The organism is Winogradskyella sp. ECml5-4 (genome assembly GCF_036903175.1).
Classification (GTDB): Bacteria; Bacteroidota; Bacteroidia; order Flavobacteriales; family Flavobacteriaceae; genus Winogradskyella; species Winogradskyella damuponensis.
Genome location: NZ_JAYJLF010000019.1, coordinates 54,313 through 81,166, shown reverse-complemented (window position 1 = coordinate 81,166; position 26,854 = coordinate 54,313). Strand labels below are relative to the sequence as shown.

The following is a 26,854-nucleotide window of genomic DNA, read 5'->3' as shown; positions in this document are numbered from 1 at the left end:
CTATTAAAAATTCAGGAAGAATAAGTTTCAGTAGTTCTAGATAATTGTCCAAAAGTCTTTTTTTTTACAAAAATCAGAATCTTTTTTTAATCATCACACACAACTTTTAGCAATGACCCGAAAAAACAAGTTTTTTTACATGTATTAGCCGCTTTGGCTTTAATTTTTTTGTAGTATAAATTAGCTGCGTTTCCTATAGTTACTTCAATCTTCATTGGTGTAGGTACGGCAGATTTAGGGTTGTTATATGCTATGAATAATCGTAAAAAATAATTTGGACTAAACGTATTCATGATGCTTTTGTTTTTTTATAATTAAGAATCAAACTCAATTACTTCCAAATCTTTAATTGTTTTTCCTTCAATTTTAAACCGTAACATTGTTCTCACCTTATGAAAACCGTGTTTACCTACAGCGCCAGGATTCATGTGTAATAAATCTAGTTTTTTATCTGGCATCACTTTTAGAATATGAGAATGTCCTGTGATAAAAATATCTGGTGGATTTGCCGTTAATGCTTCTTTCACACGGTTATTGTATTTTGGAGGATAGCCACCAATATGAGTTATCCATATACTCATGTCTTCACACATAAATTTGTTGTGAAGAGGAAATTCTGTTCGTGCTTTGGCATCATCAATATTGCCATAAACCGCTCGTAAGGGTTTTAGGTTCTTAATTTTATCGGTAACTTGTAAATCACCAATATCTCCAGCATGCCAAACTTCATCAGCCTGCTTTACGTGTTTAAGAATGGCCTCGTCTATGTAACTATGAGTGTCTGATAAAAGGAGTATTTTTTTCATATTTATTTTTAGAGAAATCGCTAAACTATAACTTTATATTTTAGGATTTCTTTAGCAACTAAAACAGTAACTTTGCACTTTAACAAAAGTAAGATTTCTATTGCGATTTTTTATTGAACTTTCATATAATGGTAAAGCCTATCATGGATGGCAAAATCAGCCTAACGCTATTTCTGTGCAAGAAGTTGTAGAAAAGGCACTTTCTACTATACTGAAAAACGAAATAGCTATAATGGGAGCTGGTAGAACAGATGCAGGTGTTCATGCATCACAAATGTTTGCACATTTTGATTTTGAAGGCGACTTTAAAAATATTGATATAGTTTATAAACTGAATTCTTTTTTACCAAAAGATATTGCTGTGATTTCTGTGTTTGAAGTTAAGCCAGAAATACACGCTAGGTTTTATGCCGTAAGTAGAACGTATCATTATAAAATATCGACATCAAAAAATGTGTTTGATTACGATTTTGCTTACGAAGTTCAACAGCCTTTAGATGTTGAAGCTATGAACGAGGCTTGCAAAATATTATTTCAGTATAAAGATTTTCAATGTTTTTCTAAAAGTAATACTGAAGTAAAAACGTATAATTGCGATATAAAAGAAGCTTTTTGGACCCAACACTCTAATCAGCTCATATTTACAATTACTGCAGACCGATTTTTAAGGAATATGGTAAGAGCTGTCGTTGGGACGATGGTAAATATTGGTTTAGGTAAACTGAAATCTGAAGATTTGCATAAAATTATTGCATCAAAGAATAGAAGTGAAGCTGGATTTTCAGTTCCTGCTCATGGATTGTATTTGGTTAAAATAGTTTATCCTGAAACAATTAAATTAGAGAGTTAATAAATTAAATTTCCGTTGTAACGGAAAAGATACCGAAACAAGTTCGGCATAAAATGGCAGAAAAAGGAAAAAAAATATTTGATATATCGTTGTTTACACGATTGTTGCACTACATAAAACCCTATCGTACAGTTTTTGTTATTTCCTTATTTTGTGTAATAGGTTTGGCATTGTTTGGTGCATTTAGACCTTATGTGTTAAGGGAAGCTATTGATGTTAAAATTGCGAATAAAGAATACAACGGTTTTGTGCTATACATGCTTATCATGCTAGCCTTATTGGTGCTTGAGGTTGTTTCTCAATTACTGTTTATTTATTATGCGAGTTGGTTAGGGCAATCTGTGGTTAGAGATATACGTGTGAAGTTATTTAAGCACATGCTCAAATTTAAAATGACGTACTTCGATAAATCTTCAGTTGGTGTTTTAATTACAAGAGCTGTTACAGATATGGAGCGTATTGCCGATATCTTTGGACAAGGGCTGTTTATGATTTTTAGTGATGTCTTAAAAATGCTAGTGGTTGCTGGCTTTATGGCATTTATAAATATAAAGTTGAGTCTTATTGTATTTATAACAATGCCTATTGTTTTATTTGCGACTAAGATTTTTCAAAAATATATGAAACGTGCATTTGAAGATGTACGAACAGAGGTTTCTAACCTAAATTCATTTGTTCAAGAGCGTGTAACTGGTATGAAAATCTTACAGTTATTTACACGTGAAGATACGGAATACAAAAATTTCAAGAAGATAAATGAGCGTCACAAAAAAGGGTGGTTAAAAACGGTTTGGTATAATTCTATTTTCTTTCCAATCGCAGAATTTTTAGCATCATTAACTATGGCAATGGTTATTTTAGTTGGTGGCTTTGATGCTATTTCTGAAAACCCTGACACAACATTAGGGGATTTAATTTCCTTTACTATGTTTATTCCTATGTTGTTTAGACCTTTAAATCAAATAGCCAATAAATTCAACACGCTACAAATGGGAATGGTGGCTGCAGATCGTGTCTTTAAAGTTTTAGATACTACGTCTAATATTGACGATTCTGGGACTATTGAAGCTAATCACTTTAAAGGTAATATTTCGTTTAAAAATGTGCGATTCTCTTATATTAAAGAGGAAGAGGTTCTCAAAGGAATATCGTTTCATGTAGAAGCAGGAGAAACTGTAGCTATTGTAGGTGCAACAGGTGCAGGAAAATCTACAATTATAAATTTACTGAATCGTTTTTACGATATCAATTCAGGAACTATTGAAGTTGACGATACAGATATTAAAAATATGACTTTAAGTTCTCTTCGAAGTCAAATAGCTGTTGTATTGCAAGATGTATTCTTATTTGCAGATACAATTCTGAATAATATTACATTAAATAACGATGCTATTACAGAAGAGGATGTTGTTAATGCAGCAAAAGCAATAGGCATTCATGAGTTTATTTCTAGTTTACCTGATGGTTATCATTATAATGTAAAAGAACGTGGTGTAATGTTGTCTTCTGGTCAGCGTCAATTAATTTCTTTCTTAAGAGCTTATGTAACCAATCCTAGTATTTTAATTTTAGATGAAGCAACATCTTCTGTAGATTCATATTCCGAACAATTAATACAAGATGCTACAGATAAAATAACTAAAGGAAGAACGTCTATTGTTATTGCTCATAGATTGGCAACGATACAGCAAGCTGATAAAATAATAGTTATGGAAGCTGGAGAAATTGTTGAAATTGGGACACATAAAACGCTTTTAGAAAAAGAAACAGGATATTATAAAAACCTTTACGAAGTGCAGTTTTTAAAAGCTGAAGAGGTTTAGTAAAAGACCCTTACTTTGGGGCGAAATCTTCAAGATTAACAACGCCTGTAATCAGCATTATTACAAATACTAAAATTGAAACACCAATATAGGTCACAAAGAATAGTATAAAAAACAGCATAGATTTCATAATTAAACTTCCTAACGATAGTTTAAATATTCGTGTTAAAATATAGCAATGATATATAAACATTAATGGCCATAATAGGAGGCTAAAGAGCATGTAATTGCTTGGCGTAACGAGTAATGCGATTTGTGCTAAAAAAAACATCAGTACCATTAAAAAAGACATGGAGTATAAGTAAATTATAGCATGCTCAGTGAGATTGTATTTTTTATCTATAAAAACAATCCATGAAATAATTGCCGATATTGGAATAAATGCAACATAAATTAAGGAATTGTACTCTAAGCCAAAACTAAACGATGAGTCAAACGCATTTTGTGAAAGGTTAATGTCGCCAAAAAGACTAGAAAAGTCTAAATGCTGCATGTAAAATTTCTTCAATAAAAATATTGAAAGTCCAGTTAAGGTTAATGCCAATCCAAAGAAACTAATAGGATTAACATATTTTTTTCGTACACCATTTATATAACTAACTATTACGTCTTCAGGTTGTTTAAAAAGTTGAATAAACGTTTGGAGTAATTTATTATCGTAGTTAAAGAAGGTTTCGCTAATATGCTCAAAAAGATTACGAATCGTCAATCGGTTTCTAATCACTTTAGCACCGCAACTTTTACAATAGGCATCGTATTCTTCAAGCGTTATATGACAGTTTTTACAATTCAATTATGTGCCATTATTGCAATAATAATACCTAAGATAAAGAAAATAAGTCCTACAATAGAGAATGATATAAAATAGGTAATCATTACAAAAATAAATCGTGTAAATGCTTCCCAAAAAGGCCCTTTAAATATGCGTTTGAGAACGTAGAAAAAGTAAACAAAATTTGGTATGGCAATAATGCTATAAACAATTAGATAGTCTAATCCGAATACTAAAAACAAAATTGTTAAAACAGCCGAAACAATAATGACTTGGGCAGAGTAGTATAGGTTAATCACTAAATGTTCTGTAAAATTATAGCGTCTTTCACCTAGTAGATAATAACCTAACCATGTGCCTAAAGCAGAAAAAGGTACAGAAATGATATATATAAGACCTTGATATTTAGTGAAAATATCGAAATTAAAATCTGCAAAAGGATTTTTTGTTTGTGATGTAGCAGAATTAAAACCTTCCATAAATGCTGATCCAAAATCTAAAGCTTCTTTGAAAAAGGTGGTCATTAAAAAGACCTGAATTCCGGCTAAAGTTAGGGCAATCGCAAAATATTGAAGTACATCTATATATTTTTTTCGAGTCCCTTCAATATAGCCTATAATTACGGTTTCAGGTTGTTTAAAAAGATCAATAAATGTGCGTAGGAATTTATTATCAATGGAAATAAATTGTTCGTTTATTTGTTGAGCCAATACTTTTGGCTTTAGGCGATTATGAATAATTTTTGCACCACACTCATCACAAAATTTTTGTGATGCTCTAAGCGTGTTATTACAATTTTTACAATTCATTAGCCTAAATCTTGCTTAATTTTTTCTCTAAGTTCATCTGTATTTTTAAACATTTCGAACTCGCCATTTTTAATATAAGAAATCTGTCCTGTTTCTTCACTTACACAAAGTGCTAAAGCATCTGTTTTTTCTGTAATACCAATGGCAGCTCTGTGTCGTAACCCAAAACGTTCTGGAATGTTTTTTTCATTATTCACAGGAAGAATAACTCGTGTTGCTTTTACAATGTTTTTGTCTATTATTATAGCTCCATCATGAAGCGGACTGTTTTTAAAAAAGATGCTTTCTATAATAGGTTGTGAGACTAAGATGTTCATTTCGTCTCCTGTATCTGTTAGAAAATCTAAATTATTATTGCGTTCAATAACAATTAAAGCTCCTGTGTTTGTTGCCCCCATTTTGTTGCAAGCATTAATAATAGCATCGACGTCTGTAGAAGTTTGATCATCATTTTTAAGAAACTTAAAATTTTTAAAAAGATTTCGTTTACCACCTATATTAGTAGAGCCAACCATTAAAAGAAATTTTCTAATTTCTGGTTGAAAAACGACAATTAAAGCAATAATTCCAACCTTCATAAATCCATCGAAAATGCTATAAAGCATCTGCATGTTGAGGAAGTCTGTTAATCTCCAAGCAAAATAAATGACAAGGATACCAATAAAGATATTGATGGCAACGGTGCCTTTTACAAGCTTGTAGATGTAATAGAGTAGAATAGCTACGAGGAAGACATCCACGAAGTCTATAAATCTAAAATCCCAAAGTTGTAAGTTTTCCAAATGGCTAGTGTTTCTGCTAATTTACTAATTTATGTTTAGTAGAAAAGAAAATGCGTATCTAATAATTAAGTCTTTTTGGGTTTTAAAAAAGACAAAAGGGGGCTATTTTAGTATATAAACTCGTTGTTGGTAATTATAATTTTATCGGATTTAATTTTTGATAATTTTGATTTTACTGAAATGTAATCTTGAAAGCTCATACGTCCTTCAAAATAAAGATCAATAACATATCCGTTTATTACCATGTCTTCAGAAATTGAAGTACTAAGAGCTAATAATTCTATATAAGATTGGAGTTTTTGTTGAATCTTATCTTTATTGTTATTAGTTATGTCTAATGGTATTTCTAAAAAAGTACTTGTTGAGGCTTGGTTGTTTTTTAATTTTTCTGCTACGAGATCTTGTAGATTTATAGAGGTGTCTATTGGTTCAGAAAATTCATAGAAAACATCTGTAAATTCTAAAAATCCCAAATTGCCAATACTCGTATCATTACAAGTAAAATAATTTTTAGCATCTTCATTTTTATGCATTTCGGCATTTCGCTTTTTGTCTTGCATAAATTTTATATGCGGAATGGCTTGTTTTAATGTTAATCGTTTATCTACATTAACTAGCCAATTTGTAGAGATAATCAGATTTTTTCGATTTAATAAAGTCGAATCAGCTTGTGTTTCATCATAAAAAATATAAGCAGGTGATACATCTAAAACTTCTGTAACTTCTGCTTTTTCAATTTCGGGTAAGTATAAAACACGTTCGTTGTTACAACTAAAACATGTTAAAATGATAAGTAAGTATATATAGCGCATAGGTTAATTAGATTGCAATTGGTTATAAAGGGTAATACATTCTGAAGCTTCTTTTACGTCGTGTACACGTAAAATTTTTGCTCCTTTTTGCAAAGCAACCATGTGTAAAGCAGTGGTGCCGTTAAGAGCATTTTCTGAAGTTGAATTTAATGTTTTGTAAATCATAGATTTTCGAGAGACTCCAGCTAGAATAGGTTGGTCTATTAGTTGTAGTAATTCTAGTGTATTGAGCAATTCAAAGTTTTGTTCTGTGGTTTTTGCAAACCCAAAACCTGGGTCTATAATAAGGTCGTTTATTTTTGCTTTGTGAGCTTCTGCAATTCTGTCTGCAAAATAAGAGATAATTTCTTTTGTTAGGTCATTATACTGAGTGTGCTGTTGCATGGTCTTAGGAGTTCCTCTCATGTGCATCATGATATAAGGCACAGCTAATTTTCCTACCGTAGTAAGCATATTGTTATCTAGCTTTCCGGCAGAAATATCATTAATTAGGGCCGCACCAGCTTCAATACTCTTTTTCGCAACGTGACTTCTAAAGGTGTCAATAGAAATTAAAGTTTCAGGGAAATCTTTTAAGATTAATTTAATAATAGGAATGACACGGTTTAATTCTTCAGTTTCACTAACATCATCAGCATTTGGCCGAGAGCTGTAACCACCAATATCAATAAAAGTAGCTCCATGGCTTAGCATGGTTTCAACTTGATTTAAAATAGCAGTTTCGTTATTATATTTTCCGCCGTCAAAAAACGAATCTGGTGTAACATTAAGAATACCCATCACTTTAGGTGTGGATAAATCTATGAGTTTGCCTTTGCAGTTAATATTCATAATTTAATCTAAAAAAAACGTTAAGAAAACTTTAAACCTCAAATCTTGAACTTCTAATTTATTTATGCGAAATTTACGGAAATTTTACGCGATAATCGAGATTAATATATAGGGCATGGCTTTATATTTGAATCGTTTTTAATCCAAGAGTTTATTCTTTCGGAACCTTAATTTATAGCAATGCAAGATACTTCAAAACAATATGATGCCGTAATTGCCAAATGTAGAGCTCTTTATGTAAATAAAATGAGTGATTATGGTAGTGCATGGAGAATTTTAAGATTACCATCATTAACCGATCAAATTTTTATAAAAGCCCAGCGTATAAGAGGGTTGCAGCAAAACGAAGTTAGAAAAGTAGATGAAGGCGAAGTTAGTGAGTTTATAGGCATAATTAATTATTGTGCTATGGCTCTAATTCAGATAGAAAAGGGAGTTGTAGAACAACCCGATTTAAGTACAGAAGAAGCTACTAAACTTTACGATGAAAAAATTGCCGTAACAAAGCAATTAATGTTAGATAAAAATCACGATTATGGTGAAGCTTGGCGCGATATGCGTGTAAGCTCATTAACAGATTTAATTTTACAGAAATTATTACGTGTAAAACAGATTGAAGATAATGCCGGAAAAACAATTGTTAGTGAAGGGATTGATGCGAATTATCAAGATATGATAAATTATGCGGTTTTTGCTTTAATTCATTTAAACGAAGGTAATTAACTTGTTGTTCCTGTAAAGACAGGAATCTATTAAAATAACATATATTTAATGTCACTTAGACGACTCTTAGTGAACAAAAGGAATACAATAAGCATATGAAATACATAGTAAACCTTAGCAGAATATTCACCGGAATATTATTCATTATTTCTGGATTTATAAAATTGAATGATCCACTCGGATTTTCATACAAACTTGAAGAGTACTTTGGCTCAGATGTTTTAAATATTGAATTTTTAATTCCTTATGCTTTAGGGATTTCTGTTATTGTCGTAGTGTTTGAGGTTGTTTTAGGCGTTTTTCTATTAATAGGCTATAAACCAAAATTTACGGTGTGGAGTTTATTGTTAATGATTATCTTTTTTACATTTTTAACTTTTTATTCTGCTTATTTCGACAAAGTAAAAGATTGTGGTTGCTTTGGTGATGCTTTAAAACTAACACCATGGGAAAGTTTTACTAAAGATGTGATTCTGTTAGTGCTTGTTTTAATTCTATTTGTAGGTATAAAACACATTAAACCTATTTTTACAAAATTGCCAACAACTATAATTGCTCTATTAAGTTTTGTATTGTCACTTTGGTTTGGTTATCACGTTTTAATGCATTTACCATCAATAGATTTTAGAGCTTATGCGATTGGTAAAAATTTACCGGAACAAATGGTGACTCCAGAAGGTGCACCAAAAGCAATTACAGAATATACATGGACATTTAATGTTAATGGCGAAGAGCAACAATTTGTAACCAATGGAAGTTATCCAAAAGTAGACGGTGAGTATGTAGGTGTAGAAACTAAAGTTATTGATGAAGGTTATGTGCCTCCAATTCAGGATTTATCTATAGAATCTGATGATGAAGATTTAACCCAATATTTCTTAGAAAAAGAAAAGTTAATAATGATTACGATGTATAATGTTACTAAAGGTGAAGCTGAAGGTGTAGCAAAGTTAAAATCGTTTACAGACGAAGCGATGAAAAAAGGGTATACTGTAATTGGTTTAACATCTTCTGGCTCTGCAGATAAAGCACAACTAAAAAAAGATTACAATCTTAATTTTGAATTTTACTTATGTGACGAGAAAGTTGTAAAAACTATCGTTAGGGCAAATCCAGGTGTCATTATTTTAAATAGTGGAACAGTGGTAAACAAGGCACATTGGAATGATATTGAAGCTATTGAATTGTAGTTTGTAACCTTTGTGTGGTTAATAATATTAACGTGAATTTGAGATTGGTGTTAAATGCTAACTAAAATAATTTTTGAAAAACTTTAGATATTCTTTGTGTAATAGTTTTCAATAGTTAGATTTTGAAATTAAAAAAAGAATCTGTTTTTGATAAAGTATTTATTTCATAAAATTGGCTACGCATGTATCACCTTAATTGGCGTTATAACTGTCATTTTCTTTTTATTTACAATTTTACCTGGCGATCCTGCTAAGATGATGTTAGGTCAAAATCAAACGGCAGAACAAGTACAAGCGGTAAAACAAAAATATGGCTTTGATAAACCTATAGGAACTCAGTTTTTATATTATTTAAATGATTTGTCGCCCATTTCATTTCATTCAAATACACCAAAAGATTATACTTATTTGAGTCCTAATAAATATACTGCAACAACGCTTTTTACTTTAGGTAATACAACTACGGTTGTAAAAGCACCTTATTTAAGAGAATCTTTTACCAAGCAAGGCAAAAAAGTAACTCAAGTAATTGGGGAAACTATTCCAAATACGTTTGTTTTAGCAATTTCAGCTATTGTTATTGCGATTATTTTAGGTGTTGTTTTTGGTATCATTTCAGCATTGTACAAAGATACTTGGATCGATAAGTCCATTCAAATATTAAGCACGTTTGGTATGAGTGTGCCATCATTTTTTAGCGCTATTTTGTTCGCTTGGTTGTTTGGTTTTGTACTACATAAGTACACCAATTTAGAGATGACAGGAAGCTTATACGAACTTGATGATTTTGGTGAGAAAATGACCATTAAATGGAAAAATTTAATACTTCCAGCCATTGTTTTAGGAATTAGGCCATTGGCCGTAGTGATTCAGTTGATGCGGAATTCATTATTAGAAGTCTTAAATCAAGATTATATTAGAACAGCAAGAGCTAAAGGTTTAAGTGAGTTTCAGGTGATAAAAAATCATGCAGTTAAAAATGCGTTAAATCCTGTAGTTACAGCTATTTCAGGATGGTTTGCGTCTATGTTGGCAGGAGCTGTTTTTGTAGAGTACATTTTTGGATGGAATGGTTTAGGTAAAGAAATTGTAAATGCATTAAACACTTTAGATTTACCTGTAATAATGGGAGCTGTTTTAGTGATAGCCATCATTTTTATAACCATTAATATTTTTGTAGATATTATTTATGCTTGGTTAGATCCTAGAGTAAAGTTATCTTAATGAAATACTGATAATTGTCAATTTACTTTCACCTTTATTGTGTTATTTTTGTGCATTAAAATTAAAAAATCAATTCACTTATATTATGAGAAAACATATTGTAGCCGGAAACTGGAAAATGAATAATGATTTACCTCAAACAGAACTGTTAATAACAGATTTGTTAAAGCAAAATCAAACATCAGATGCTGAGGTAATGATTGCACCAACGTTTACAAATTTATGGCAAGCGTTTGAATCTTTACGCCAAGAACCTATAGAGGTTATTGCTCAGAATATGCATTTTGCAGAAAACGGAGCTTACACAGGTGAGGTTAGTGCTAGTATGTTAAAGAGTATCGGAATTAAAACAGTAATTCTTGGGCATAGTGAACGTAGAGCATATTACAACGAAACGGATGAATCATTAGCTAAAAAAGTAGACGCGGCTTTAGCAAATGATATGCGCGTTATTTTCTGTTTTGGAGAAGAATTAGCAGATAGAAAAGCCGGAAATGAAGAAGCTGTTGTGGAGGGGCAAATTAAAAACGCATTGTTTCATTTAGGTGCAGATGCTTTTAAAAGCATTGTTTTAGCTTACGAACCCGTTTGGGCCATTGGAACAGGTGAAACAGCGAGTCCAGAGCAAGCTCAAGATATGCATGCTTTCATTAGAAAAACTTTGGCAGATAAATATGGAAACGACGTTGCAGATTCTGTTTCAATATTATATGGCGGAAGTGTGAAACCAGCAAATGCTAAAGAGATTTTTTCTAAACCAGATGTTGATGGTGGATTAATTGGTGGTGCAGCGCTTAAAGCAGAAGACTTTTATGCAATTGTAAACGCCTTCTAAATATCGTTTAGTACGACTCATAATAAAAGTCCTTAAATAATGGAATACAACCCGTTATTTAAGGACTTTTTTTTTGCGTTTAAAGAAACGCTTAAAACTATTGTTATATCAAGAGTTAAATACCAATTTCTACTTGAAATCGTAAATACCAATCATTGGCTTTACTAGAATCAAAATAGTTTAGTTCACTGTTGGTAATTTCTGCTTGTAATTTTAATGCGTGTTCCCAAATATATTTAGTTATTCCTAAACTATATTGGTTGGTTTGTGGTGTTAACATTTCAATGTCTTTATGTGGTTCTTGGTAAGAAAAGCGTCCTACAAGCTCGTAATTACTTTTAAAAAGGTAACTTAATTGTGTGTCAAAACCACTACCAGCAAAAACATATCTTGATTCTGAAGCATCATCTGGGTTAATGGTTATAGCATCATCAGTTGTTCTATTCATATAAGCCGTTTGAAACGCCCAACCATTGTATTTTACAATGGCATCTAAAAATAGGGACTGTATGTCGCGTTTTTCAAATAAATCATCTCCAATAGTACCACGAGTTCTTCGTGCATCATCATTGTAATGATAAACGCCAGAAAGCATTAGTTTAGGCGTTTTTTCGCGTTTTAAGTCGCCTTCAAATAATGTTCCGTTACTTTTAAAAGCTCCAAAAGGAAACAGTTCTAAACGGCCTGTAAAAGCTAATCCAGTATCAGGTTCTTTGGTCCAATTTCTACCTTCACCAGTACTTATGGCGGTTTTAATGTTGTACGAAAATTTATGTTCTAATTCATTTAAATAATAGACCTGTAGTCCAAAGTCTCTATCAATATTAAAGCGGGAATTGTTTATTGAGCGATCTGTAAGCTGTAAAGCACCAGAGGAATTTATACGCTGCCTGTTTCCTGGGAGTTTGGTTTGTCCAAAACCAATATTCCAATGCTCATCAGGTCTGTAAAATACAATTGCATCTCTAATTATATTAAGGTTGTCGCCGTCTTCAATTGCTCCTACATCATTTGGAGAGAATGATAATTGAATGACATAAATTATACTAGGATCCCCAACATAACCATCAAAACGTAAACGTAGACGTCTAATCATGGCTTCGTATCCATTATCTTCATCGTCGTTATTTAAATAGGTAAATCGGTTTTGCATTCTAAAACGAATATTTAATTTAAAAATACTGTCAGGAGAGGTAATGCCTAAACCTTTACCATAACTATAATAAGGTAGTGCAGATAGTTTTATATCATTATTGTCTTGGGCAATAGATATTTGAGAAAAAACCAAAAAAAGAATAGCAACAATATATTTGTTCATAATATTTTAATTTGCAACAAAAGTAATAGTAACTAAATTAATGATTAGTAAATTTGTAAAAAAAAGAAATAAATGTCTGAAATATATTTAGGTTATACATTTAAGGTAAGTCCTTTACAACCTGCAGTTGAGATTTTAATAGCAGAATTAGGTTATGCTGGTTTTGAAAGTTTTGTAGAATCCGAAGACGGGGTTACGGCTTACATTCAAAAAGAGGAGTGGAGTGAAACTATTTTAGACGATGTTTACGTTTTAAAATCAGATGAGTTTGAAATCTCTTATACTTCAGAGGAAATAGAGCAAACGAATTGGAACGAAGAATGGGAAAAGAATTTTAACCCAATTATAGTTGATGATGTATGCTCTGTTAGAGCACCTTTTCATGACAAACCAAACACAAAATACGATTTAATTATTGAGCCTAAAATGAGTTTTGGTACTGGGCATCATGAAACGACTCATATGATGATTCAGCATATCTTGAAAAATGATTTTAAGAATAAGACTGTTTTAGATATGGGTTGCGGAACTGGTGTTTTGGCAATCTTAGCAGAAAAAGTAGGAGCAACTAAACTCGATGCTATTGATATTGATAATTGGTGCTATTTGAATAGTTTAGAAAATGTCAATCGAAATAATTGTAAGCATATTTCGGTTTATGAAGGTGATGTAGCTTTACTAGAAGGAAAACAATACGATAGTATCATTGCTAATATTAATAGGAATATTTTGTTAGCAGATATAGCAAGTTATGCTAAGTGTTTAAATCCTAACGGAACACTATTTTTAAGTGGTTTTTACCAAGAAGATATTCCAATAATTGAAGCAGAATGCAATAAGCAGATGTTAAAATTGGAGGAAACTATACAAAAAGGGCAGTGGGTTTCGTTAAAATTTATAAATTAGTAGTAATTAAAAATAGAGCCTGTCACATTGAGTACTCTAGAAGCACTTAAAAAGATATCCACTATGACAAAAGAAAAACATGCCGTAGAGCTACTTCTGCAAGAAGAAGAATTAAAACAAAATGAAATCGTATTGTTTAATGATGATGTAAATACATTTGACCATGTTATTGACACCCTTATTTACGCTTGCGATCATATGCCAGAACAAGCAGAACAATGTGCTTTGTTAGTGCATTATAAAGGGAAGTGTACTGTAAAAACGGGCTCTTATGAAGATTTAGAGCCACGATGTTCCAAGCTTTTACAAGCAGGACTCAGTGCTGAAATAGTTTAATAAAAAATCCCACTTCAAAGTGGGATTTTTTATTTGTAATTCTTATTTGTAATGTAGAATTATTGATCTTATTTAGACATTCTGCCTACAGCGCAACTCACAAAAGATTTCGCTTTTTTAGGTAAAGAGTTTGCATCTCCTAGAATGGGATAACCTAGATGAGATAATTTACTTATTACAGCTTCTATGTCGTTTTCTGTTGACGCAAGAAAGCTTACTTCGTCTGTGTCATTATCTACAACAACTTCAGAAATACCGTCGAGTTTAGATAACTGTGTTACTATAGTATTAGCACAGCCACCACATTTTAAGTTTTGTATTTTAAGTGTGTTTTTCATAATTTTTGACTTTATAAAGTTGAAGGACAAACAAAATCGGTTGTCTTTATATCCGTTTCTTTAATTGCATTATAGCCGCCATCAACATCTATAAGTTTATCATAGCCTCTGGCTTTTAAAATAGATGCAGCAATAACAGAACGGTAACCTCCTGCGCAGTGTACGTAATAGGTTTTATCTTTACTTACTTCGTTCATCTTTTCATTAATAAAATCTAATGATAAATGTTGTGCATCTATAATATGAGACGATTGGTATTCTCCATCTTTACGAACATCTAAGATGTTTATGGGATTTGCTTTTGCTCTTTTTGCAAATTCTTCAACAGAAACAGAATCTAATGTTTCTACTTCTTTTCCTGCTTGTTTCCATGCGTCTAAGCCACCTTTAAGATAGCCTAATGTATTATCATAACCAACACGAGAAAGTCTTGTCACGGCCTCTGCAGATTTGCCTTCAGGAACAACTAATACTATTGGCTGTTTAATATCCTTAATTAAGGCGCCAACCCAAGGGGCAAACTGCCCATTAAGTCCAATAAAAATAGAATTTGGAATATGGCCTTTTATAAAATCGGATTGTGGTCGTACATCTAATACTAAAGCAGATTCGTGATTGGCCATAGCTTCAAATTCATCAGAATTAAGTGCCACATCACCCGTTTTTAAAACGGTTTCAAAAGCATCATAACCCATTTTGTTCATCATAGCATTTTTTGCAAAATACTGTGGTGGTGGTGCAATACCATCAAGCACTTCTTTTACAAATTCAGCTTTAGTCATATCTGCACGTAAAGCATAGTTTGTTTTTTTCTGTTCTCCTAAAACACCAACAGTTTCTTTGCTTAGGTTTTTTCCACAAGCAGAGCCTGCTCCATGAGCAGGATAAACAATAATGTCATCGGCTAAAGGCATAATTTTATTTCGAAGAGAATCAAATAACATTCCAGCTAGATCTTCTTTAGTTAAATCAGATTTAATAGCTAAATCAGGTCTTCCAACATCGCCTAAAAATAGTGTGTCTCCAGAAAAAATAGCGTGATTTTTTCCGTTTTCATCAATTAATAAATAGGTTGCAGATTCTAAAGTGTGTCCTGGTGTATGCAAGACTTTAATAGTTATGTTTCCAATTTTTAGTTCCTCTCCATCTTTAGCAGAATGGATGTCATATTTTGTAGTAGCCCCTGGTCCAAAAACAATAGTTGCACCAGTCTTATTGGCTAAATCTACATGTCCCGATACAAAATCAGCATGGAAATGCGTTTCTAAAATATATTTAATTTTGGCGTTATTAGCTTTGGCTTTATCAACATATTGTTGGATTTCTCTAAGCGGATCAATTATAGCAACTTCACCTTCAGATTCAACATAATAAGCACCTTGTGCTAAACAGCCTGTATATAATTGTTCTATTTTCATTCTTTATTTGTTTGTATTGCAAATTTACGAAACTTCATTTTTTGAAATGTGATAATTATCACAAAGTCTGTTAAAAGAGCTCCTTGAATATAATATAAATGGCCATAAATATGGTGAAATAGCCAAATCCTCGTTTTAATCCTTTTGCACTGATTTTTTTAGAAAGTGCTAATCCTATAAAAATCCCAGCAATTGAGATTCCAGTAAACGTGATTAGAAATTGCCAATCAATTTGTAACGTTTTTAAATCTCCTAAAAAGCCTATAAGCGATTGTATGGCGATTATAAATAATGACGTACTAATGGCTTTTTTTATAGGGAGTTTTACCAATAGCACTAGTGCAGGGACAATTAAGAATCCGCCTCCAGCACCAACTAAACCTGCTAAAGCTCCAATACCTATGGCTTGAGTACCAATGGCAAAATAATGGGTGTTGTCAAATGTTTTAATGACATTGTCGCTATTAATGGTTTTAGATTTAATCATTGACCAACCAGCTAAAAGCATAATGATGGCAAATAGCAACATGATGAAAAGTGAATTAGTAAGTTTAAAGTTTCCAATAGAAAATATGACTTCGGGTAAATTTGGTATAACCAAACTTCTCACCATAAAAACCGTAATTATTGAAGGAATTGCAAATACTATAGCTGTTTTAAAATCTATTGTATTTTTTTTGATGTTTCGTATGGTTCCTACTAATGCGGTGCTGCCTACAACAAAAAGCGAATAGCCTGTAGCAACGATTGGACTAAATCCTAAAAAGTATACTAAAATAGGAACGGTTAAAATAGAACCGCCTCCGCCTATAAGACCTAAAACAAGTCCAACAATTAAAGCACCTATATAGCCTAGTATTTCAATTAATTCCATATTAATGTGGAAGTTTGTTTTTTAGTAATCCATAGGTGTAAGTACCTAATAATGCTGCGATAATGACAATTATAATAGAAAAAGCTCCTGTACCTAACAAAATATACATTGGTCCAGGACAGGCACCACATAAAGCCCAACCTAAGCCAAATATAGTTCCGCCAATGATATAACGTGTAAAGCCACGTTCTTTTAAAGGGACGTTTAAGGTTGTACCTTTAATGGTTTTTACGTTGTTTTTTTTAGAAAGTAATAGTAGTAGAATTCCTGTTCCAACAGCTGTTCCAATAATGCCATACATATGGAAGGATTGAAATTTAAACATTTCGAAAATACGATACCATGAAACTGCTTCTGATTTAACGAGTACTATTCCAAAGAATATTCCGACAATAAAGAATTTGATATATTTTCCCATAATTAAAAGAGTATTGGATAAACAAGGTGAATCATAATTAAACCGCCAATAAAGAAGCCAATAACAGCAATGAGTGAAGGTAATTGTAAGCTACTTAGGCCTGTTATGGCATGGCCAGAAGTACAGCCGCCTGCATAGCGTGTACCAAACCCAACAAGAAAACCTCCAACGATAAGTATTAGAATTCCCTTTAGACTAAAAACGGAATTCCAACTAAATAGTTCTGGTGGTAATAAACTTTGTCCTATATCATTAAAACCTAATGCTGTTAAATCTTTAACTGTTGCTTCACTAAGATCCATGTGTATAGGATTTGATAAAAAATAATGTGCAATAAAACCACCAAAAATAGCACCAAGTACAACGACGAGATTCCATCGTTGACTTTTCCAGTCAAATTTAAAAAACGCTACACGTTTGCCTGCGCCACCAATAGCACATAAGGTTCTGAGATTGGAGGACATGCCAAATGTTCTTCCAAAATAGAGGAGAAGAAACATGACAATAGCAATGCATGGACCTGAGACATACCAAGGCCAAGGTTGTAAAATATATTCCATAAAATTAATTATAAGACAAAAATAAAGTTCTGTTATTTAGGTAATGTAATAAATGTGACTAAAATTCTAAAACACTAATCTTGTTTCTACCAAGTTCTATTTTTTTCTCTCTTTCGAGTTGTTTTAATAGTCTTGAAATTACGACTCTAGATGTATTTAAGTCTTCTGCAATTTCTTGATGTGTCATTTCTAAATGTGTAGAAGCAGATAGCTTTACCTGATCTGTAAGGTATTTAAATAAGCGCTCGTCCATTTTCATAAAGGCGAGTGTGTCAATGGTCTCTAACATTTCGTCAAAACGAATTTGATAGCTTTGTAAGATAAAATTTCTCCAACTCTCATTAGAACTAAACCATAGTTTCATGTATTCTATAGGAATCATTATTACAGTGGCATCATCATCAGCAATGGCACGTATTTTACTTACAGACTTAACCATGCAACAGGTTAATGACATGGCGCAAGTATCTCCCGTTTCTAAAACGTATAATAAAAGTTCATCACCATCGTTGTCTTCTCGTAAAACTTTAATATTACCTTTAATTAGAAGCGGAATAAAATTTAAATCTTGACCTATGTCTATAATAATATCCGCTTTTTTAAAGGTTTTAAGAAACGCAACATTGGCTATACTATCGATTATTTCTGAATCGAATAAGTAATTAAAAGGTTGGAGTAGTTCTTTAGAAATCATACTTCAAAAATAGTAATTTAAAAATTTGAAATAAATAGTTTGGCAATCATTTAATAAATGTATTATATTTGCACCCACTTAAAAAGGCCTCGTGGCGCAACTGAATAGCGCACTTGATTACGGCTCAAGAGGTTACAGGTTTGAATCCTGTCGAGGTCACTACTAAAACCAATACTTTCAAACGATTTTTGAGAGTGTTGGTTTTTTTTATTTGCAGAAAATTTACTCCATTAAACACGAAAACCACGCAAATCATAACGATAAACGTGGTTTATTAATTAGATTATTGGCGAGCTAAAAATAGCTGAGCCTTATTCGTCTAGTAATAAATTCAAGGTTACTGTAATATTATCGCGTGTAGCTTTGCTAAACGGACAGACTTCATGTGCTTTTTCTACCAAATCTTCACCAGTTTCTAAATCAACTCCAGGGATGTAACAATCTAAAGTCGCTTCTAAGAAAAAGCCATCTTCATCTTTACAAAAGCCAATAATAGCTGTGACACTTAATGCGTCATCATCAATTTTAATACCTTCGTTTTTAGCAACAGATTGCAATGCGCCACCAAAACATGCTGCATAGGCAGCACCAAAAAGTTGTTCTGGGTTTGTGCCATTTCCACCGTCACCTCCCATAGATTTAGGTACCGATAAATTATGATCTAGAGTACCGTCTTCTGATGTGATGTGTCCGGTTCTGCCTCCTTCTGCTTTTGTGGTTGCTTCATATAATGTTTTCATTGTTTTTTATTTTTAAGGTTAATGTACTAAATATAAGACCATGCAATAGTTTGATGAAATTTACAGTCTTAAATTTCTCATAAAATTGGAAAGTTTTAGAACATTATTGTAATAGCCTTTCTTTAACTTAAGAGCTAATGAAATGACTATAAAGCTTGTATTGCGTAGTGCAATAAATGGTATGGATTTTTAATTCAAATAGGCAAACACTAAGTCTTTAATTAACTAAGTGCATTTTTAGTTACATAAACACGCCAAGCTATTATGGCAAGTTGTAGCTTAGAAGCTTTGCTAAGGTCTAATTGTTTTTTGGAGTAAGATGGAAGTATGGCTTTGTTTAGTTGAGCCAGAATTCTAAAGATTTTGTTTTTCATTAGAGGTTGAATAATAAATCTTTAGCAAAAATAGTAAAACTTATTCTAGAACTAAGTCTTACTTGTTTTTGATTGGTGGTTTTGTTTTGGTCGGTTTTAAAATATTGCTAATATAATTTCAATAATCAGTTTTGCTAATGTCATCATAGTTTTTTGGTTTTTAGGGTTAATAAAATGATTTGTTTGTTTGATTGAGTTTTCAATATATATTTTCAACTCATTATGTTCCAAATGTTTTTGTGTAAATCGACAAATTTGAATTCTAAATTATAACTAAAAAGATAATAATTGTTATAATATTATGTGACTTGTCTTAGTTTAAGTTTTAATTTAATACATAAAGTGGTTTTTGTGTTTTTATATTGTAACTTTTGTAGGGCTTTTTTGGAGTGCTTTTCGAAATCGTAGAGGGCTTTGGTCTTTATAAGGGCTCAATTTTAAGAATTCATCTTTTTTCGAAATTTATTTTATGATAAATTTCATGTTTTATTTAAGGTGTTTTTTGTAATTAATAGGCATTTAACATTTAGATTTAATAATAAACTATCTTTGTGAAAAATAAAGCGATGAAAAAAATTACTTTTATAGTATTACTATTGATTTCGGGATTTAGTTGGTCTCAAATTTTGGTTATTAATGAGTTAGATGCGGATACTCCTAGTATAGATACTCATGAGTTTATTGAATTAAAATCGGCAACACCCAATTTTTCAACAGATGGTTATATATTGGTGTTTTTTAATGGCTCTAGTAGTGGTGGCGATGCTAGTTATTTTGTATATGATTTAAATGGTCTAACAACAGATATTAATGGTTTATTAGTTGTTGGTAGTACAAATGTTTCTCCTTTTCCGCAGTCGTTAATGGCAGAAAATGTAATACAAAATGGGCCAGATGCAGTGGGTATTTATCAAGCTTCGATAAATGATTTTCCAGAGGAAACAGTGGCGTCTCAAACCAATTTAATTGATGCAATGGTTTATGGTACTAATGATTCAGATGCAACAGGTTTATTAACCAAGTTAGGGCAAACTATACAGCATAATGATAATGGAACTAATGCAAATCCTAAATCAATTCAGCGTTTTGTAGATGGTATGGGCAGTGTAACCTTTTCTGCAGAGCCTCCAACCCCTCGAAGAGAAAATGATGGTTCAGGTATTTCTATCAACCCTATTGAAATTTCAATTGCAGAAACGCAATATGATGAAGGTGCTACTTTTGATATAACATTTACTGCTGAAACCAATGTGACTTCAGATCTTAATTTTACTATTAGTTTAGATAATGATGGATTTAATACATCAGATTATACCGGAAACACGGATCTTACTATTTTATCTGGTGAAAATACAACAAGCACAACTATTACATTAGTTGATGATACTGATGATGAAGGTGATGAGGTTTTAAAAATTAGATTTTTAGATTTAGTAGAGCCTATAGTGGCATCTAACGGAGCTGTTGAGGTTAGGGTAGTAGATAATGACTATACCGTTGCAGCATGGGGAACACCATTGGAGCCTACTTATGGTATGGTACAAAGTACACAGCCAGATGGCTATTATGATAGCTTAGACGGGTTGGCAGATGTTGCGTTAAGACAGGCAATGCAGGATATAATTGCAGATCCAAGTACAGTTAGAGCACAGACGTATACAGATGTTATTGATATTTTAAAAGAAGCAGATCAAAATCCAGAAAACAGCAATCAGGTTTGGTTGGTGTATTTGGAAGAAGGAAGATCAAAATTAGATTACCAAACAAGTTCTTTGAGTACAGGTAAATGGAATAGAGAGCATACATTTCCTAGATCTCGAGGTGGATTTGATAGTATAGAAGAGGATGAAATTGCAGATGGTATTGATATCTATTGGACAACTAAAGCCGATTCTTTACGTCATGGAAACTCTGATGCACACGCTTTACGAGCTGCTGATGGACCAGAGAATAGTAGTAGAAATAATCAGTTTTATGGTGAATATAATGGACCAGTTGGTACCTTAGGGAAATTTAAAGGTGATGTGGCAAGAAGCGTATTTTATATGGCTGTTCGTTACAATGGTTTAGAAATAGTAAATGGTTTTCCTGATGGTAATGTTGGTGAATTTGGAGATTTGGCAACCTTGTTAGATTGGCATAGAAATGATCCGCCTGATGATTTTGAAATGAATAGAAACAATGTGGTTTACAATTGGCAGAAAAATAGGAACCCTTTTATAGATCAGCCAGATATGGTAGAATATATTTGGGGAAATATGATTGGCGAAAATTGGAGCCAACCTTTAAGTGTAAATGATGATACAGAACTTAATGTTCGTGTGTTTCCAAATCCTACAACAGGGCGTGTTTATATTTCTGGGTTAACTGTTAATGCAGAAGTTGAAGTCTATTCTGTAGACGGAAAACGTCTAAAGCAATCGCAATTTGTTGCAGATTATATAGATTTAGATGTTACGTCTGGCATGTATCTATTGAAGTTTACAAGTGAAAATCGTTCTGTAATCAAGAAAATTATTGTTGATTAACGTATAATATTACTTCAATAAAAAAAAAGCCAAACTGTATTTAAATAGTTTGGCTTTTTTCATGTTTATGGCTTTTCTATCGAGTTCTCGCTATTAATGAACCTTCTGATTTTCCAAATTCTATATTCGGAATACCATCAGTTGTTTTCCAGGTCGCACTACTTTTATATCCGTTTTTATCTTCGAGGCTAATTTTTATACTTGTAATTTCACCTTCTTTGTTTCGTTTTAATTTGGAATACTTAACCGTGATTCCAATTCTTTTAAGTTCATTTACGTGAGAATCTAAAATTTGATCTGGTGTAGATTTTGAAATATAAGCAATGGATCCATTTTTTGAAGCATCTTCATCGTCAATATAAGTCAAGCTATTTATTTTTGGTTTGCCAACGACTTTCCATGGGTTATCTTTTTTAATGGTTTTACTCTGAGTAAATTTGTTGCTGTTTTTAGAAATCACTTCTACAACTCCATTGGCACCTTTTTTACCATATTTTTCTTTTGCCTCTTTTCCTTTTAAAACTGTTAAACTTGAAACCGTTTCTTTAGAGTATACTTTTAATAAATCTGATTTAGATATTTCTTTACCATCTAGAATGTATAAAAAGTTGTTTTCATTTAAAAATTGGATTTCAGTGTTGTTGTATGTTTGATGAGGTTTTGTTGTTAGAGTAATAACACCATACTTTCCTTTTTTACCATAAGCATCTAGTGCGTCTTCTCCTTTTAAAACAGTCATGCTTTCAATAGCATTAGCATCGATAGTTTTTAAATATTCTGGTGTAGAAGATTTACCATTAACAATTATTAATGGTTTTGGATTCTGCGAATCATAACGTGAGTTATAAATTGCCTTATTGGTTGGGTTATGAATGATGACTTCTTGACTTATAATTTTGGGTTTAGAGCCATCTTCATAATAAAAATCAGGTTTTGTGTTGATTTGATTCTTAATCTCTAAAGAATCCATTGAGAAATAAATAGTATCTGAAACTGCACTAGTATTTAATTTTCTAATATATGTTTCGTGTTTTGGTATTTGAGTGACAATATAGGTTGAGTCTTCAACTATAACATCTAAGCTATCACGTAATTCTTCGATTATAAAGGTTGTTTTCTTTTGCTCATTTGGTTGGCCGACTTCAACTCCAAAACTACCGTCATCATCCATTTTAAATTCAAAAGGAGAGATGCCATTTTTGTCTTTAACATGGTAATTTGTGGTGCCGCTTTCTGTAATAAAATCAATATTTAGATTCGAAATTTCGTTGTTACTGTTTCGCTTTATATGTTTTATAATCATGGTGATATTTTTAGATTTTAACCATGTTTTTATTTCACTTAAGCGATTGTCGGTCATCTTTTTCGTGAACTTAACCTTGATGCTTTCAGTTGTGAAGGAATTTTTAGTAGCGGTGTTGGTGTCAATAAAATCAGTAGTGCTAGTGTTTTTAATGCTGTTGTTTTGTGTTTCAATATAAACAGTTTCCGTATTCATACTCATTAGTAAACCAGCTAAAAGAGGAAGAATTAAAAGGTACTTCAATTGATTTTTTTTGTTTGATCGTGATTTGTTTAACATAAGAATTCGTTTTTTGATTGATGAATTGTAAAAATTATTTGTTAGTAAAATATCGTGATTAGCGATACTTGTTTTTAATAATAAGTGCTGGTATTCTTTTTTTGTGTTAGATTTTGATTGTGTTTGAGCATCGGCGATATATTCCAAGTTTTGTCTTACTTCTTTTTTGTATAACCATACCAATGGGTTAAACCAAAATACAATGCATGTTAATTGAGTAAATAAAATATCTATGGAGTGCCATTGGTTAACATGTACTTTTTCATGTGTAAGAATGAGATCGAGTTCTTCTGATTTATAGGAGTTAGGGTTGTAGACTATCCATTTGAAAAATGAAAAAGGTGATAATTTGTTTTCTACAATAACATAGGTGTAAATGTTATCTGTAGTTTTTGGGTTTTTAAATAGCAATAGCGCTAATGATCCAAATTGAAATATAAATTGAATTAAAAAGACCATTAACCCTACGCTATATATCATAGGAATAAGAGCTGTCCAATCCAAAATGTTTGCGGGTTTTAAGGTGTTATAATTTGAAACTGTCGGTTGAACAAATAGAGTTTCGCTTATTGTTGAGGGTGTTATGGGGATATAAACAGGAATTACTATTAAGGGAAATACTAAAGCGATTATTAAACCTATTAACAAAAACCCTCTGTTGTGTTGAAAAAACGTTTCTTTCTTTAGTAGACTAAAAAAACATAAATAAAATAGAGCAATTACCATGGAGGCTTTTAAAAGATATTCCATATTATTTCTTGTTTTCTATTAGCTCAATTATTTCCTTAAGCTCATCAACACTAATTTTTTCTTCTTTAGCAAAAAAGGATACAACGTTTTTATACGAACTATTGAAGTAGTTTTCAATAGCGGTATTCATAAACTTGGTTTTGTAATCTTCTTTAGATATAATTGGGTAGTATTGGTGTGTTTTTCCATAGGCATTATAGCTTACATATCCTTTCTCTTCTAGATTTCTAATAATTGTAGAGAGTGTATTGTAATGAGGTTTATCTACTTTTATTTCTGCTAGTACATCTTTGACAAAAGCTTTGTTTAGCTTCCATAAAATGTGCATAATCTCTTCTTCTTTATTTGTTAGTTTTTGCATAGGAGTATGGTGCATTTTTCTAGTTGAATTCAAATATAACTATTTTTTTAGTTACATAACTAAAATTGTAGTTATTTAACGAAAAAAATAGTTTTAGTTTCTGTACAATGAAGTGTTATCTTTGCGTTTTTAATAAATTAAGTCAATAAATAATAGATATAAGGGATGAGTGTATTTCTAGTAATAGCGGGTTTAGCGTTGTTGGTTGTTGGTGGGGACTTTTTGGTAAGAGCTGCTGTTGGTTTGTCTTTTAAGCTTAAGTTGTCTAAGCTAGTGATAGGTATGACGGTTGTGTCTTTTGCGACTTCTGCACCAGAATTGTTGGTGAGTTTACAGGCTGCTTTAGATGGAGTATCTGACATTGCATTGGGAAATGTGATTGGTTCTAACATTGCAAATATTGGGTTAGTTCTAGGTATTACAGCAATAATTTCTCCTTTGGCAGTTGATAAAGATTTCTATAAATTAAACTGGCCAATGATGATGCTATCTTCCTTTGTGTTATATTATTTTTTGTGGAATGATAATATCCTTACAGCTATAGAAGGAGCAATTTTATTTATAGCTTTAATTGTGTTTTTAATTGTTTTAATTAAAAGCTCTCGAAAATCGACTAAAGCAAACATGGAGGAAGTCGATGATGCGCTCGCAGTAGTTTCAAACTTTAAAATTGTAATGTGGTTGCTAATTGGTGCTGCGGGATTATATTTTGGATCAGATTGGTTAGTTGAAGGGGCTAAGCAATTGGCTACGACTATAGGAATTAGTGATTATGCTATTTCTGTAACTGTAATAGCTATTGGTACAAGTGTCCCGGAACTTGCTGCTTCTGTTATTGCGGCATTAAAAAAAGAGAAAGCATTATCGTTAGGAAACCTTATTGGTTCTAATATTTTTAATATTGCATCTGTTTTGGGTTTAACTGCAGTTATTAAACCAATTGCTGTAAATCCGGCAACTCCAGAAATATTATCAACTAATATCTGGTGGATGATTGGTTTTGCGGCCATTTTAATTCCATTGATTATAATTCCAAAACGTTTTGAGATAGGAAGGTTAAAAGGGATGTTATTGTTTGGAGCTTATTTAGTTTTTATATATGTGGCTTTAAAATAATAAGCACAAAAAAAAGCCTGTAGATAATACAGGCTTTTTTTATTTATAACATTACTAATTAAGAAATATCAGCACTTTTTACGGTCTTAATAATTCTACCAGCAATTTTGTATGGGTCACCATTAGAAGCCGGTCTTCTGTCTTCTAACCAGCCTTTCCAGCCTTTTTCTACAGTAATAATAGGAATACGAATAGACGCTCCTCTATCTGAAATTCCCCAAGAAAAATCATTAATAGATGCTGTTTCGTGTAAGCCAGTTAAACGTTGGTCGTTAAATTCACCATAAACTTCAATATGTTCTTTTACAACAGGACGGAAAGCTTCACAGATTTTTCCGTAAGTTTCTTCAGATCCACATGTTCTCAATACTTCGTTAGAGAAGTTGGCATGCATACCAGAACCATTCCAGTCCATATCTTTACCTAAAGGTTTTGGGTGGTATTCAATATAGTAGCCATACTTTTCCGTTAAACGGTCTAATAAATATCTTGCAATCCATATTTCATCACCTGCTTTTTTGGCACCTTTAGCAAATAATTGGAATTCCCACTGACCAGAAGCAACTTCTTGGTTGATACCTTCAAAATTTAAACCAGCATCAATACATAAATCAGCATGCTCTTCAACTAAAGCTCTACCATGTGTGTTTTTTCCACCAACAGAGCAGTAGTACATACCTTGTGGAGCAGGATAACCACCAATAGGGAATCCTAAAGGTAATTGTGTTTTTGAATCCATAATGAAATATTCTTGCTCAAAACCAAACCAGAAATCATTGTCATCATCATCAATAGTTGCTCTACCATTAGAAACGTGAGGTGTGCCATCTGCGTTTAAAACTTCTGTCATTACCAAGTATCCATTAATTCTATCAGGATCTGGGTAAATTGCTACAGGTTTTAATAAACAGTCAGAAGCTCCACCTTCAGCTTGTCTAGTTGATGACCCGTCAAAAGACCACATACTTAACTCTTCAATTGTGCCCTTAAAGTTTTCGTGCTCTTCTACCTTGGTTTTACTTCTCATGTTTTGAGTAGGGAAGTAGCCATCTAACCAAATGTATTCTAATTTAATTTTTGCCAT

The 26,854-nt window shown here is 32.1% G+C and carries 29 protein-coding genes and 1 tRNA gene; 11 read left to right on the top strand and 19 right to left on the bottom strand.

The genetic code is table 11. The features are described from left to right. Positions 1 to 86: 86 nt before the first annotated feature. Together VDP25_RS16280 and VDP25_RS16275 are read right to left on the bottom strand one after the other, a co-directional pair. Positions 87 to 293: a hypothetical protein gene (locus VDP25_RS16280; protein ID WP_334471542.1), complete on the bottom strand. Its 207-nt coding sequence runs from the start codon at positions 291 to 293 to the stop codon at positions 87 to 89. A 21-nt stretch (positions 294 to 314) separates the two neighbouring features. Beyond that, positions 315 to 806 (bottom strand): metallophosphoesterase family protein, encoded by a 492-nt coding sequence (locus tag VDP25_RS16275; RefSeq protein WP_334471540.1) that lies wholly within the window; start codon positions 804 to 806, stop codon positions 315 to 317. 100 nt (positions 807 to 906) lie between these two features. On the opposite strand from VDP25_RS16275, the gene truA reads away from it, so the two are divergent. Beyond that, entirely contained in the window at positions 907 to 1,656 is a 750-nt protein-coding gene (gene truA, locus VDP25_RS16270) for a tRNA pseudouridine(38-40) synthase TruA (RefSeq protein ID WP_334471538.1), read from the top strand. Positions 1,657 to 1,709: 53 nt separating this feature from the next. After that, complete coding sequence (locus tag VDP25_RS16265; RefSeq protein ID WP_215924578.1) at positions 1,710 to 3,479, top strand: ABC transporter ATP-binding protein; 1,770 nt, start codon at positions 1,710 to 1,712, stop codon at positions 3,477 to 3,479. A gap of 10 nt (positions 3,480 to 3,489) precedes the next feature. Here VDP25_RS16265 and VDP25_RS16260 read toward each other — a convergent pair whose 3' ends face one another. The 5 genes from VDP25_RS16260 to folP all read right to left on the bottom strand — a co-directional run bounded on the left by VDP25_RS16260 (position 3,490) and on the right by folP (position 7,485). Beyond that, on the bottom strand, positions 3,490 to 4,272 hold the full coding sequence (locus tag VDP25_RS16260; RefSeq protein ID WP_334471537.1) for a DUF3667 domain-containing protein: 783 nt from the start codon (positions 4,270 to 4,272) through the stop codon (positions 3,490 to 3,492). Beyond that, positions 4,269 to 5,060 carry a DUF3667 domain-containing protein gene (locus tag VDP25_RS16255; RefSeq protein ID WP_334471536.1) on the bottom strand — a complete coding sequence of 264 codons (792 nt, stop codon included), beginning with the start codon at positions 5,058 to 5,060 and terminating at the stop codon, positions 4,269 to 4,271. Before VDP25_RS16255 ends, VDP25_RS16260 begins: the two co-directional genes overlap by 4 nt. Then, a complete protein-coding gene (cdaA, locus tag VDP25_RS16250) occupies positions 5,060 to 5,842 on the bottom strand; it encodes a diadenylate cyclase CdaA (RefSeq protein ID WP_334471534.1) in 783 nt (260 codons plus the stop codon). The genes VDP25_RS16255 and cdaA overlap by 1 nt, the downstream gene beginning before the upstream one ends. Before the next feature lie 107 nt (positions 5,843 to 5,949). Continuing rightward, positions 5,950 to 6,654, bottom strand: coding sequence for a hypothetical protein (locus tag VDP25_RS16245; RefSeq protein ID WP_334471532.1), 705 nt, complete (start codon positions 6,652 to 6,654; stop codon positions 5,950 to 5,952). A gap of 3 nt (positions 6,655 to 6,657) precedes the next feature. Next, complete coding sequence (gene folP, locus VDP25_RS16240) at positions 6,658 to 7,485, bottom strand: dihydropteroate synthase (protein ID WP_334471530.1); 828 nt, start codon at positions 7,483 to 7,485, stop codon at positions 6,658 to 6,660. Between the two features lie 180 nt (positions 7,486 to 7,665). On the opposite strand from folP, the gene VDP25_RS16235 reads away from it, so the two are divergent. From VDP25_RS16235 to tpiA, 4 genes are all read left to right on the top strand, one after another. Continuing rightward, positions 7,666 to 8,208 carry a DUF1599 domain-containing protein gene (locus tag VDP25_RS16235; protein ID WP_334471528.1) on the top strand — a complete coding sequence of 181 codons (543 nt, stop codon included), beginning with the start codon at positions 7,666 to 7,668 and terminating at the stop codon, positions 8,206 to 8,208. A 95-nt stretch (positions 8,209 to 8,303) separates the two neighbouring features. Continuing rightward, positions 8,304 to 9,398, top strand: a complete 1,095-nt coding sequence (locus tag VDP25_RS16230; RefSeq protein WP_334471526.1) for a BT_3928 family protein — start codon at positions 8,304 to 8,306, stop codon at positions 9,396 to 9,398. A gap of 147 nt (positions 9,399 to 9,545) precedes the next feature. Beyond that, positions 9,546 to 10,622 carry an ABC transporter permease gene (locus VDP25_RS16225; protein ID WP_334471524.1) on the top strand — a complete coding sequence of 359 codons (1,077 nt, stop codon included), beginning with the start codon at positions 9,546 to 9,548 and terminating at the stop codon, positions 10,620 to 10,622. Positions 10,623 to 10,707: 85 nt separating this feature from the next. Then, the gene (gene tpiA, locus VDP25_RS16220; RefSeq protein ID WP_334471523.1) at positions 10,708 to 11,457 is read left to right on the top strand and encodes a triose-phosphate isomerase; all 750 of its coding nucleotides are present in this window, start codon (positions 10,708 to 10,710) and stop codon (positions 11,455 to 11,457) included. Positions 11,458 to 11,572: 115 nt separating this feature from the next. Here the strand turns inward: tpiA and VDP25_RS16215 are convergent, their stop codons facing one another. Beyond that, a complete protein-coding gene (locus tag VDP25_RS16215) occupies positions 11,573 to 12,775 on the bottom strand; it encodes a porin (RefSeq protein ID WP_334471522.1) in 1,203 nt (400 codons plus the stop codon). Positions 12,776 to 12,847: 72 nt separating this feature from the next. Between VDP25_RS16215 and prmA the strand changes: the two genes are divergently transcribed. Together prmA and VDP25_RS16205 are read left to right on the top strand one after the other, a co-directional pair. Then, complete coding sequence (prmA, locus tag VDP25_RS16210) at positions 12,848 to 13,681, top strand: 50S ribosomal protein L11 methyltransferase (protein WP_215924567.1); 834 nt, start codon at positions 12,848 to 12,850, stop codon at positions 13,679 to 13,681. 63 nt (positions 13,682 to 13,744) lie between these two features. Further along, positions 13,745 to 14,017 carry an ATP-dependent Clp protease adaptor ClpS gene (locus VDP25_RS16205; protein ID WP_334471546.1) on the top strand — a complete coding sequence of 91 codons (273 nt, stop codon included), beginning with the start codon at positions 13,745 to 13,747 and terminating at the stop codon, positions 14,015 to 14,017. Positions 14,018 to 14,085: 68 nt separating this feature from the next. Here VDP25_RS16205 and VDP25_RS16200 read toward each other — a convergent pair whose 3' ends face one another. The 6 genes from VDP25_RS16200 to VDP25_RS16175 form a co-directional block, all read right to left on the bottom strand. Further along, complete coding sequence (locus VDP25_RS16200) at positions 14,086 to 14,355, bottom strand: heavy-metal-associated domain-containing protein (RefSeq protein WP_334471521.1); 270 nt, start codon at positions 14,353 to 14,355, stop codon at positions 14,086 to 14,088. 11 nt (positions 14,356 to 14,366) lie between these two features. Next, the gene (locus tag VDP25_RS16195; protein WP_334471520.1) at positions 14,367 to 15,773 is read right to left on the bottom strand and encodes an MBL fold metallo-hydrolase; all 1,407 of its coding nucleotides are present in this window, start codon (positions 15,771 to 15,773) and stop codon (positions 14,367 to 14,369) included. A gap of 70 nt (positions 15,774 to 15,843) precedes the next feature. Beyond that, the gene (locus VDP25_RS16190; protein WP_334471518.1) at positions 15,844 to 16,647 is read right to left on the bottom strand and encodes a sulfite exporter TauE/SafE family protein; all 804 of its coding nucleotides are present in this window, start codon (positions 16,645 to 16,647) and stop codon (positions 15,844 to 15,846) included. Between the two features lies 1 nt (position 16,648). Then, positions 16,649 to 17,065, bottom strand: a complete 417-nt coding sequence (locus VDP25_RS16185; protein ID WP_215924562.1) for a DUF6691 family protein — start codon at positions 17,063 to 17,065, stop codon at positions 16,649 to 16,651. 2 nt (positions 17,066 to 17,067) lie between these two features. After that, a complete protein-coding gene (locus VDP25_RS16180; protein ID WP_334471515.1) occupies positions 17,068 to 17,625 on the bottom strand; it encodes a YeeE/YedE family protein in 558 nt (185 codons plus the stop codon). 58 nt (positions 17,626 to 17,683) lie between these two features. Further along, positions 17,684 to 18,319, bottom strand: coding sequence for a Crp/Fnr family transcriptional regulator (locus VDP25_RS16175; RefSeq protein WP_334471513.1), 636 nt, complete (start codon positions 18,317 to 18,319; stop codon positions 17,684 to 17,686). A gap of 85 nt (positions 18,320 to 18,404) precedes the next feature. On the opposite strand from VDP25_RS16175, the gene VDP25_RS16170 reads away from it, so the two are divergent. Further along, positions 18,405 to 18,478 (top strand) — tRNA-Arg (locus tag VDP25_RS16170). A 152-nt stretch (positions 18,479 to 18,630) separates the two neighbouring features. On the opposite strand, the gene VDP25_RS16165 is transcribed toward VDP25_RS16170, so the two are convergent. Both VDP25_RS16165 and VDP25_RS16160 read right to left on the bottom strand, forming a co-directional pair. Continuing rightward, positions 18,631 to 19,059 (bottom strand): organic hydroperoxide resistance protein, encoded by a 429-nt coding sequence (locus VDP25_RS16165; RefSeq protein ID WP_334471511.1) that lies wholly within the window; start codon positions 19,057 to 19,059, stop codon positions 18,631 to 18,633. Between the two features lie 221 nt (positions 19,060 to 19,280). After that, positions 19,281 to 19,433 carry an SsrA-binding protein gene (locus tag VDP25_RS16160; RefSeq protein ID WP_215924558.1) on the bottom strand — a complete coding sequence of 51 codons (153 nt, stop codon included), beginning with the start codon at positions 19,431 to 19,433 and terminating at the stop codon, positions 19,281 to 19,283. Between the two features lie 566 nt (positions 19,434 to 19,999). Here VDP25_RS16160 and VDP25_RS16155 point away from each other — a divergent pair. Beyond that, on the top strand, positions 20,000 to 21,961 hold the full coding sequence (locus VDP25_RS16155; RefSeq protein WP_334471509.1) for an endonuclease: 1,962 nt from the start codon (positions 20,000 to 20,002) through the stop codon (positions 21,959 to 21,961). A gap of 76 nt (positions 21,962 to 22,037) precedes the next feature. Here VDP25_RS16155 and VDP25_RS16150 read toward each other — a convergent pair whose 3' ends face one another. Together VDP25_RS16150 and VDP25_RS16145 are read right to left on the bottom strand one after the other, a co-directional pair. Next, complete coding sequence (locus VDP25_RS16150; protein WP_334471507.1) at positions 22,038 to 24,293, bottom strand: M56 family metallopeptidase; 2,256 nt, start codon at positions 24,291 to 24,293, stop codon at positions 22,038 to 22,040. A gap of 1 nt (position 24,294) precedes the next feature. Further along, complete coding sequence (locus tag VDP25_RS16145; RefSeq protein ID WP_334471505.1) at positions 24,295 to 24,654, bottom strand: BlaI/MecI/CopY family transcriptional regulator; 360 nt, start codon at positions 24,652 to 24,654, stop codon at positions 24,295 to 24,297. 165 nt (positions 24,655 to 24,819) lie between these two features. Here VDP25_RS16145 and VDP25_RS16140 point away from each other — a divergent pair, with 165 nt between their 5' ends. Then, a complete protein-coding gene (locus VDP25_RS16140) occupies positions 24,820 to 25,770 on the top strand; it encodes a calcium/sodium antiporter (RefSeq protein ID WP_334471503.1) in 951 nt (316 codons plus the stop codon). 58 nt (positions 25,771 to 25,828) lie between these two features. On the opposite strand, the gene VDP25_RS16135 is transcribed toward VDP25_RS16140, so the two are convergent. Continuing rightward, on the bottom strand, positions 25,829 to 26,854 hold the full coding sequence (locus tag VDP25_RS16135) for a glutamine synthetase beta-grasp domain-containing protein (protein ID WP_334471501.1): 1,026 nt from the start codon (positions 26,852 to 26,854) through the stop codon (positions 25,829 to 25,831).

Bases quoted from the DNA above. Each gene is read 5' to 3' on its own strand.
- VDP25_RS16280 (WP_334471542.1), bottom strand. From the start codon at position 293: ATGAATACGTTTAGTCCAAATTATTTTTTACGATTATTCATAGCATAT.
- VDP25_RS16275 (WP_334471540.1), bottom strand. From the start codon at position 806: ATGAAAAAAATACTCCTTTTATCAGACACTCATAGTTACATAGACGAG.
- VDP25_RS16265 (WP_215924578.1), top strand. From the start codon at position 1,710: ATGGCAGAAAAAGGAAAAAAAATATTTGATATATCGTTGTTTACACGA.
- VDP25_RS16255 (WP_334471536.1), bottom strand. From the start codon at position 5,060: ATGAATTGTAAAAATTGTAATAACACGCTTAGAGCATCACAAAAATTT.
- VDP25_RS16245 (WP_334471532.1), bottom strand. From the start codon at position 6,654: ATGCGCTATATATACTTACTTATCATTTTAACATGTTTTAGTTGTAAC.
- folP (WP_334471530.1), bottom strand. From the start codon at position 7,485: ATGAATATTAACTGCAAAGGCAAACTCATAGATTTATCCACACCTAAA.
- VDP25_RS16235 (WP_334471528.1), top strand. From the start codon at position 7,666: ATGCAAGATACTTCAAAACAATATGATGCCGTAATTGCCAAATGTAGA.
- VDP25_RS16230 (WP_334471526.1), top strand. From the start codon at position 8,304: ATGAAATACATAGTAAACCTTAGCAGAATATTCACCGGAATATTATTC.
- tpiA (WP_334471523.1), top strand. From the start codon at position 10,708: ATGAGAAAACATATTGTAGCCGGAAACTGGAAAATGAATAATGATTTA.
- VDP25_RS16215 (WP_334471522.1), bottom strand. From the start codon at position 12,775: ATGAACAAATATATTGTTGCTATTCTTTTTTTGGTTTTTTCTCAAATA.
- prmA (WP_215924567.1), top strand. From the start codon at position 12,848: ATGTCTGAAATATATTTAGGTTATACATTTAAGGTAAGTCCTTTACAA.
- VDP25_RS16205 (WP_334471546.1), top strand. From the start codon at position 13,745: ATGACAAAAGAAAAACATGCCGTAGAGCTACTTCTGCAAGAAGAAGAA.
- VDP25_RS16200 (WP_334471521.1), bottom strand. From the start codon at position 14,355: ATGAAAAACACACTTAAAATACAAAACTTAAAATGTGGTGGCTGTGCT.
- VDP25_RS16195 (WP_334471520.1), bottom strand. From the start codon at position 15,773: ATGAAAATAGAACAATTATATACAGGCTGTTTAGCACAAGGTGCTTAT.
- VDP25_RS16190 (WP_334471518.1), bottom strand. From the start codon at position 16,647: ATGGAATTAATTGAAATACTAGGCTATATAGGTGCTTTAATTGTTGGA.
- VDP25_RS16185 (WP_215924562.1), bottom strand. From the start codon at position 17,065: ATGGGAAAATATATCAAATTCTTTATTGTCGGAATATTCTTTGGAATA.
- VDP25_RS16180 (WP_334471515.1), bottom strand. From the start codon at position 17,625: ATGGAATATATTTTACAACCTTGGCCTTGGTATGTCTCAGGTCCATGC.
- VDP25_RS16175 (WP_334471513.1), bottom strand. From the start codon at position 18,319: ATGATTTCTAAAGAACTACTCCAACCTTTTAATTACTTATTCGATTCA.
- VDP25_RS16165 (WP_334471511.1), bottom strand. From the start codon at position 19,059: ATGAAAACATTATATGAAGCAACCACAAAAGCAGAAGGAGGCAGAACC.
- VDP25_RS16160 (WP_215924558.1), bottom strand. From the start codon at position 19,433: ATGAAAAACAAAATCTTTAGAATTCTGGCTCAACTAAACAAAGCCATA.
- VDP25_RS16155 (WP_334471509.1), top strand. From the start codon at position 20,000: ATGAAAAAAATTACTTTTATAGTATTACTATTGATTTCGGGATTTAGT.
- VDP25_RS16150 (WP_334471507.1), bottom strand. From the start codon at position 24,293: ATGGAATATCTTTTAAAAGCCTCCATGGTAATTGCTCTATTTTATTTA.
- VDP25_RS16145 (WP_334471505.1), bottom strand. From the start codon at position 24,654: ATGCAAAAACTAACAAATAAAGAAGAAGAGATTATGCACATTTTATGG.
- VDP25_RS16140 (WP_334471503.1), top strand. From the start codon at position 24,820: ATGAGTGTATTTCTAGTAATAGCGGGTTTAGCGTTGTTGGTTGTTGGT.
- VDP25_RS16135 (WP_334471501.1), bottom strand. From the start codon at position 26,854: ATGGCAAAAATTAAATTAGAATACATTTGGTTAGATGGCTACTTCCCT.